Source organism: Corallococcus llansteffanensis (assembly GCF_003612055.1).
In the GTDB taxonomy this organism is placed as follows: Bacteria; Myxococcota; Myxococcia; order Myxococcales; family Myxococcaceae; genus Corallococcus; species Corallococcus llansteffanensis.
In genome coordinates this window covers 1-7858 of the sequence record NZ_RAWB01000466.1, presented here as the reverse complement: position 1 = coordinate 7858, position 7858 = coordinate 1, and the positions used below count along the sequence as shown (strand labels likewise).

The following is a 7858-nucleotide window of genomic DNA, read 5'->3' as shown; positions in this document are numbered from 1 at the left end:
GGGGCGGTGCGTCCGGAGGGACGGGGAGCCGCAGGGCCTCTTCCAGCGTGACGCCCTTCGCCAGCGCCTGGAAGACGCCCTGGTGGCGCAACACCATGGCCTGGTACCCGGCGGGGTCGAGCAGTCCCGACACGTACATCCGCCAGAGGACGGAGGCCTGCTTCTTCCGGGCCCGCTCCAGGTTGTCGCCCGTCAGGGGCTGGCGCGGGGCCGGAGCGATGGCGGCGAGGAGCGTGCCTTCGAACGCGTCGAGCTGGGCGGGGGTCTTCTGGAAGTAGTGCTGGCTGGCCTGGGCGACGCCCCAGACGCCGGGGCCCAGCTCCATGACGTTCAGGTACAGCTCCAGGATGCGGCGCTTGTCCAGCTCCCGCTCCAGGTCGAGGGTGAGCAGCACCTCGCGCAGCTTGCGCTGGAAGGTCTGCTCGGGCCCCAGGAAGAGGTTGCGCGCGAGCTGCATGGTGATGGTGCTGTGGCCCACGACGCGGCCGCTCAAGCGCCCCAGGATGGCTTGATACGTCTGCCGGTAGTTGAAGCCCCCGTGCTGGAAGAAGACGGTGTCCTCCGCCTTCACCAGCCCGCACACCAGGGGGGAGGACATGGAGGACAGCGGCATCCAGCTCACCGACGCCCCCTCGGCGAGCTGTCCCTGGGAGATCGCGCGGCGCATGTAGCTGGTCTGCGCGGGGTTCTCGTCGCGCAGCGGCGCCACGGGCGGCAGCTGATGGGAGACCCAGGCCGCGTACAGCGCGAAGGGAACACCGACCACGAGCAGCAGGACGACCAGCCCTCGCGCGAGGCGCCGGAACACGCCCCGGCGTCTGGGAGACGGTGGAACGGGAGCAACCGACGCGCTGGCAGGGGACGGAGACATGGGGCCGGGAACCTAGCCTTGTTCCACGGGACCCCGGAAGCCGGGGACCCGTGAGCCCGGCACCTTGACGTGTCAGCGGACCCGGCTGACACGTCAGGGCCCCGACTACGCGGCTACGGGATCCACCTGTAGACCATGCCCTGGGCGTTGATTCCCCAGGCCGAGCCATCCGCGGCGGCGGAGATGTTCCGCAGCGCGCCGGGGGTCGCCTGCCAGGTCGCGCCGGTCCACTTGAAGACCTGATCCGAGCCGTTCAGGGCCCAGATGTTCTGGGCATTGCCCACGGACACGAACGTCATCCCCGCGGGGATGTTGTAGGCCCACTTCGTGCCGTCCCAGCGCAGGACGCGGTTGGCGTCCGGGGGGTTGGTGGCCCACAGCACCCCATCGGCGCCGACGGAGATCTGGCTGACGCAGCAGCCCTTCTTCTCCCAGGTGGCGCCGTTCAGCCAGTAGTGCGAGCCGCCGTTGTCCAGGCCCCACGCGGTGGTGGCGTTGATGGCGGCGACCTGCTTCATCCCGGTGGGGAGGTTCCAGGTCCACTTGTTGTTGGCCACATCCAGCTTCAGCACGCGCAGGGAGTCGGGCGGGTTGGTGGCCCACACGGTGCCGTCCGAGGTGACGGAGAGGGTGCTGACGGTGCCGGCCTTCTTCTCCCAGGCGGAGCCGTTCCACTTCCAGGGGAAGCCACCGGTATCCAGCCCCCAGACCGCGTTGGCGCTGCCCACCGAGACCTGCTTCAGCGTGGCGCCCACGGGGCCCGCCACCAGCTCCCAGCGCGGCGTGACGGGCGGCGCGAGCGGCGGGAACAGGTCGCTCCACTTCATGATGATCTTCGCGTCCGACTGACCGGCGAAGATCACGTTCCTGCCGGAGGGGTCCACGGCGATGGCATACACGTAGCGGGCGCCGGGCTTCTCCCACTGCGCCACGACCTTGCCCGCCGCGTCGTAGGCCACGATGCCCATGGCCACGCGGTTGTCGACGTAGCTGAAGGCCCAGTACGTGTAGCCGCCCCATTGGATCACGGGACAGGTGGGGGACGCGGCTCCGGTGCCGGGCCCCGGCGTGCACGTCACCTTCATCCCCGCGGGGACGGCGGGCGACGGGCTCGACGGGACCTGGACGACCACGGGGGGCGGGAACAGCGCGTCCCACGTCATGACGACCTTCGCGTCCGATTGACCGGCGAAGGTCACGTTCTTGGCGATGGGGTCCACGGTGATGGCGTACACGTAGCGGGCGCCCGGCTTCTCCCACTGCGCCACGACCTTGCCCGCCGCGTCATAGACGACGATGCCCATGGCGACGCGGTTGTCGCCGTAGCTGAAGGCCCAGTAGGTGTAGCCGTGCCACTTGAGCACGGGACAGGTGGGGGACGCGGCCCCGGTGCCGGGCCCCGGCGTACACGTCACCTTCATGCCCGCGGGGATGGCGAGCGGAGTGCTCGACGGGACCTGCATGGCCGTGGGCGTCAGCTGCGCTTCGGCTCGCGGCGCGGCCACCAGCACCAGCAAGCCCAGCGCGAGCGCCGCGACGCTCAGGGACTTCGAGTGGGTCTTCATGTGCTTCCGTTCCTCTTCCAGTTGGGGGTCTGCTTCATGACGCTGGCCGCCCAAGAGCACGCCGCATGCCACCCCTGAACAGTGCTTAATGGGGGAGGATTGATTACCTGGAACCTTCCCCTCGAAAGGTGCACCCCATGCAGCGTCGTCCCCGAACCGTTGCCCGTCGCCTGTTCTCCCCGTTGCTCGCCGCTTCGGCCTTCGCGCTCGGCTGTGGCCCTGTCGCCGACGAGCCACCTGCTCCACCCGTCGCGCCCGAAGTGGTGGCGCAGCCGCTGGCCGTGGGCGGCTTCGCGGAGATGCACCACCACATGTTCGCCGAGGAGGCCTTTGGCGGCGGCTGGTTCCACGGCGGGCACACCGGCACGCTCGCGAGCTGTGACGGCGGTGAACCGGAGAGCGACCATGCCCGTGTCCGCATGGACCTGCGCGACATGCTCAACATCTGTCCCAACTCGGGCAGCGTGAACCTGGGCGGCGTGCCCCTCCTGTCGGACATCTTCGGCGTGGGCGGCGCGGTGGCCTCGGAGGTCATCGGCCAGGCGGAGGGCACCGAGGGCGACACCGGCCTGCACCTGGGCCGCAAGGACGTGCTCACGCAGTGGCCCCGCTGGGACACCATCGCGCATCAGCAGGCGTGGGAGGGCTGGCTCCTGAAGGCGAAGCAGGGCGGCATGTCCCTGGTCATGGTGTCGCTCGTCAGCAACGAGTTCCTCTGCAAGGCGCTGCCGTACCAGAACCTCAAGCGGCCCTGCGACGAGATGATGGACGTGGACGTGCAGCTCCAGATGGCGCGCGACTTCGACGCGCGCACGGACTGGGCGGAGATCGCCCTGTCGCCCGCGCATGCCCGGCAGATCATCGGCGCCGGCAAGCTCGCCATGGTGCTGTCCATTGAATCGTCCAAGCTGTTCGGCACCAAGGACTGGCGCTCGGAGCTGAACCGCGTCCACTCGCTGGGCGTGCGCTCGTTGCAGCCCGTGCACCAGCTGGACAACCGCTTTGGTGGCGCGGCGCCGCACAACGCCATCTTCCAGGTCGCCCAGTTCCTGGAGAACTGCCACATCGACACCGACTGCGGCATCACCGGCCCCGGCTTCACGCTCGGCTTCGACGTGGACGCGAACTGCCGCAACACCAAGGGCCTCACCGCGGACGGCAAGGCGCTGGTCCAGGAGATGATGGGGAAGGGGATGCTCATCGACATGGCCCACATGTCCGAGAAGAGCGTGCAGGACGCGTTCACCGTGTCCCAGGCCAACACCTACTACCCGCTGTACATCTCCCACGGCCACTTCCGCGAGGTGATGAACCCGGAGCTCGCCGCCAACGAGAAGACGACGCCCGCGTGGGTGGTGCGCTACGTGCGCCAGACGGGCGGCATGTTCGGCCTGCGCACCGCGCATGACGAGACGCGCGCCTACACCCGCACGACCGTGGCCAACACCTGCCAGGGCTCCACGCGCTCGCTGGCGCAGGCGTATGAGTTCGGCCGCCAGGGCCTCAAGGTCAACATGGGCTTCGGCGCGGACCTGAACGGCTTCATCCAGCAGACCCGTCCGCGCTTCGGCGACTTCGGCGCGTGCTCCGCCGGCTTCCGCGCGGAGGCGGACACCCAGCGCGAGCAGCAGCGCGTCTCCGGGCCCGCGCGCCTGGGCACCGACTTCGACATCTACGGCCTCGCCCACGTGGGCCTGCTGCCGGACGTGGTGCGCGACCTGAAGCAGCTGGGCGTCAACACCACCGGCCTGGAGGGCTCCGCGGAGAACTTCATCCGGATGTGGGAGCGCGCGAACGGCGCCCGCTCCGGCATGGCGGACGCGGCGGCGGACATCGACACCGGCGGCGTCGCGGCCTACGTCCCCAAGGCCACCCGTGAGGCGGCCTATCCGCAGATCTGCGGCAAGCGCTACGCGCCCGCCACGAAGTTCGTCTCCGAGACCTGCCGCTTCGACCAGGAGTGCCGCAGCGGCTCGTGCAACGCGCTCGACGACTGCGGCGACATCCCGGGCAGCTGCATCTGCACCACCGACTCGCACTGCGCCACCACCCAGTTCTGCGGCTGGGGCCTCAACTCCGGCAAGTGCGTGGACAAGCGGCCCCGGGGCTCGCTGTGCTCCACCGGCCGCGAGTGTCAGTCGAACAAGTGCTCCTGGCTGACCTGCACCTGATCGGCTCGAGCGACACCTTCCAGGCAGGGGCGCCGGCATCCAGGCCCCTTGCCGCGGAGGTTGCCGGGCCTCATTTCTGAAGGTGCCCCCGCGTCCGTGGGTGCCACGGAGGTGAGTCCCGGGATGCTGAAGCCCTTCGAGGTGCACATCCAGGCGGAGCCCCTGACGCGCTTCGCGCCGGTGCTGGGCGACGCGCGTTGGGGCGCGCTGCGGGCGCACGCGGAGCAGGCCAGCGCCCGGATGGCGGGCCGCACGTTCTGGAACGTGAACTCCACGGCCCGGGGCGGAGGCGTGGCGGAGATGCTGCCCTGGCTGCTCGCCTATGCGCGCGGGGCGGGCGTGGACGCGCGCTGGCTGGTGCTGGAGGGCACGCCCGACTTCTTCCATGTCACCAAGCGGCTGCACCACGCGCTGCATGGCTCGCGGGGGGATGGGTCCGCGCTGGGCGCCCGCGAGCGCGCGCTCTACGACGAGGTGCTTCGCGACAACGCGGAGGAGCTGCTCGTCCTGGTGCGCCCGGGGGACGTGGTGCTGCTGCACGACCCGCAGACCGCGGGCCTGGCGCCCGTGCTCGCCGCGGTGGGCGCCCGCGTGGCGTGGCGCTGCCACGTGGGCTGTGACACCCCCAACGAGGAGGTGGAGCGGGCCTGGGAGTTCCTCGCGCCCGGGCTCGCCGCCGCGAGGCTCACCATCTTCTCCCGTGCGGCCTACGTGCCACCCCAGTGCGCGGATCGCGCCATCGTCATCCAGCCCTCCATCGACATCTTCGCGGTGAAGAACCAGCCCCTGGCGCCGGAGGTCTCGCGCGCCATCCTCGCCCACACCGGGCTGCTGCGGCCGGAGCCCGGCGCTCCCGAGCCCGTCTTCACCCGGGGGGATGGCCTGCCAGCCCGGGTGTCTCGCCGGGCGGACCTCGTGGGGCTGGGCGCCGCGTCCGCGCCCGAGACGCCGCTGGTGGCGCAGGTGTCCCGCTGGGATCCGCTGAAGGACCCCGCGGGCGTGCTGATGGGGTTCGCGCGACTGGCGCGCGACAGCCCGGGCCTGCGCGCGGACCTGGTCCTCGCGGGGCCGTCGGTGGCGTCCGTCGCGGACGACCCGGAGGCCGCGACCACGCTCAACCGGGTCATCGCGCTCTGGCGGCAGCAGCCCCACGCCCTTCGCCAGCGCGTCCAACTGGTGTGCCTGCCCATGGCGGACCTGGAGGAGAACGCGGCCATCGTCAACGCGCTCCAGCGCCACGCGTCGGTGATGGTGCAGAAGAGCCTGCAGGAAGGCTTCGGGCTCACCGTCACGGAGGCCATGTGGAAGGCGCGCCCCGTGGTCGCGAGCGCGGTGGGCGGCATCCAGGACCAGATCGTCCCCGGGGTGAATGGTCTGCTCGTGCGCGACCCCAGCGACCCGGCGGAGTTCGCCAGGGCGGTGGGTTCGCTGCTGGAGGACCCCGTCCTGGCCGGGCGCCTGGGGGCGGAAGCCCACCAGCACGTGCTCGCCCACTTCACCGGCGCCCGCCACCTCACCGCCTTCGTGCACGTGCTCGAGGTGCTGGATGCGCGCGCGGCGGACCCTCTCCCGTGATGCGCGCGAGCGCCTCCGCTCAGGCTCCATGCCCCAGGGGAAGGCCTCCGCCCTGGGCGCGCGCCCGGGCCCGGGCGAGCAACGCCACCACATCCTCGTCGGGGACCTGGGGGAAGGAGGCGTACCACTGGCCGACGGCTTCCAGGTCGGACGTCGGAAGCACGCACACCAGGTCCTCCACCAGCGGCCGGAGCTCCTCGAGGATCTCCTCCCCGGCCACCGGCACGGCGAGGACGATGAGGCCGGGTCGCCGCTCCCGGAGCGACTGGAGCGACGCCCGCATGGTGCCTCCCGTCGCGATCCCGTCGTCGACGACGATGACCGTCCTGCCCCACAGCTCGGGCGGCGCGGCCCCGCCCCGGAAGCGAGCCACGCGCTCCTTCACCTCCATGGCCTTGCGCTTGACGAGCCTCCGCGCGACGGCCTCCGGCACGCCCATGCGCGCCAGCATCTTCCGGTCGAGGAAGGCGATGCCTCCCTCCGCCACCGCCCCCAGCCCCAGCTCCTCGTCGTGCGGCGTGCCCACCTTGCGCACCACCCAGACGTCCAGCGGAGCCCCCAGCGCGTCCGCGACCTCGGAGGCCACGGTCACGCCTCCCCGGGGCAGGCCCAGGACGATGGTGTCCTCTCCGGTGTAGCCACGCGCGAGCAGCAGCCGCGCGAGCCTTCGGCCCGCGTCGACCCGATCCTCGAAGTACATGGTGCCCTTCCCAAAGCGTCCCCTCGAACGATGGGGCGCGCCCGCGTCATGTGCCAGGTCCGCCAGGGCCCGCCGCGACGCCCGGGCCCTAGGCGGGCAGGTGGGTCCTCACTGGCGTGTCGATGTGCACCGGACCGGTCTCATCCGTGTAGCAGAGGACCAGGTAGACGAGTGACAGCGGCACGGTGAGCGCCAGCGCCACGGCCGTCACGCCGCCCAGGCTGCACAGCAGCGCGAAGACGAGCCAGTTGAGGAGGTACGCGGTCCAGTCCCTGCGTTGGCGGAAGAGCTGGCCGCTCTGCGTGAGCGCGTCCCCCACGCGGCGCCCGTCCGCCGCGAGCGCCGGTGCTTGGAACCAGTAGAGCGACAGCAGCACGCCAGGGACGATGAGCAGCGCGAACCCCAGGACGATGGGAATCCCCATGGCCAGCGCGAGCCCCCAGCTCCGCGCGAAGTTGCCGGGTCGATCAAAGGCGGCCTGCCAGCGCACCGTCCGCCCCGTGCGCGCGCACTCCAGTGACTCCTGGAGGAGGTTGAACGCGAACCAGGGCCCGGGGATCAGCACCATGAAGCCCACGAGCACCACCAGTCCGCCGAGCAGCAGGCCTTCGGCGTTGATCAGGAAGAAGTCCCACGAGCGCTTCATGCGCGCATCGATCCGGTCATCCATCATCGGTTCAGTCCCTCCCGGGAGACTGGCACCGCAATGCGTGGGGTGCCCGCGGCATCTCGGCAAGGGTCCGCCAACCGGGCGTGCCGCCCGTCCCCTTGCCTCACCCCGGGGCGGTCGCGTTGCCGGTCGCGGCGCGGGACTCCAAGTTCTCCACGGTCCCCGCCTCATGCGAATCCCCGTCCCCGTCAGCCGCCTGCCCTGTCCCGTGGACGCGGTGAGCGGCCTGGGCGTGGCCCTGGCCCTGGGGGGCGTCCGGCCATGAATGCCGCCGGCGTGGACCTCCATCCTCCCGGGCCCTCGCGA

General features: G+C 71.1%; 6 protein-coding genes. 2 read left to right on the top strand and 4 right to left on the bottom strand.

All coding sequences use genetic code 11. From position 1 onward, the window contains the following. Together D7V93_RS32105 and D7V93_RS32100 are read right to left on the bottom strand one after the other, a co-directional pair. Positions 1–808 (bottom strand): biosynthetic peptidoglycan transglycosylase (locus D7V93_RS32105; RefSeq protein WP_120647010.1); only part of this gene is annotated, 808 nt, incomplete at its 3' end. Positions 809–984: 176 nt separating this feature from the next. Then, positions 985–2436, bottom strand: coding sequence for a tectonin domain-containing protein (locus D7V93_RS32100; RefSeq protein ID WP_120647009.1), 1452 nt, complete (start codon positions 2434–2436; stop codon positions 985–987). 137 nt (positions 2437–2573) lie between these two features. Here D7V93_RS32100 and D7V93_RS32095 point away from each other — a divergent pair, with 137 nt between their 5' ends. Beyond that, the gene (locus D7V93_RS32095; protein ID WP_120647008.1) at positions 2574–4607 is read left to right on the top strand and encodes a membrane dipeptidase; all 2034 of its coding nucleotides are present in this window, start codon (positions 2574–2576) and stop codon (positions 4605–4607) included. Between the two features lie 123 nt (positions 4608–4730). Continuing rightward, on the top strand, positions 4731–6182 hold the full coding sequence (locus tag D7V93_RS32090; protein ID WP_120647007.1) for a glycosyltransferase: 1452 nt from the start codon (positions 4731–4733) through the stop codon (positions 6180–6182). 19 nt (positions 6183–6201) lie between these two features. Here the strand turns inward: D7V93_RS32090 and D7V93_RS32085 are convergent, their stop codons facing one another. Continuing rightward, positions 6202–6882 (bottom strand): phosphoribosyltransferase, encoded by a 681-nt coding sequence (locus tag D7V93_RS32085; RefSeq protein WP_120647006.1) that lies wholly within the window; start codon positions 6880–6882, stop codon positions 6202–6204. Positions 6883–6970: 88 nt separating this feature from the next. Continuing rightward, positions 6971–7555 (bottom strand): hypothetical protein, encoded by a 585-nt coding sequence (locus D7V93_RS32080; RefSeq protein WP_120647005.1) that lies wholly within the window; start codon positions 7553–7555, stop codon positions 6971–6973. Positions 7556–7858 lie beyond the last annotated feature (303 nt).

Bases quoted from the DNA above. Each gene is read 5' to 3' on its own strand.
- D7V93_RS32080 (WP_120647005.1), bottom strand. From the start codon at position 7,555: ATGATGGATGACCGGATCGATGCGCGCATGAAGCGCTCGTGGGACTTC.
- D7V93_RS32085 (WP_120647006.1), bottom strand. From the start codon at position 6,882: ATGTACTTCGAGGATCGGGTCGACGCGGGCCGAAGGCTCGCGCGGCTG.
- D7V93_RS32090 (WP_120647007.1), top strand. From the start codon at position 4,731: ATGCTGAAGCCCTTCGAGGTGCACATCCAGGCGGAGCCCCTGACGCGC.
- D7V93_RS32095 (WP_120647008.1), top strand. From the start codon at position 2,574: ATGCAGCGTCGTCCCCGAACCGTTGCCCGTCGCCTGTTCTCCCCGTTG.
- D7V93_RS32100 (WP_120647009.1), bottom strand. From the start codon at position 2,436: ATGAAGACCCACTCGAAGTCCCTGAGCGTCGCGGCGCTCGCGCTGGGC.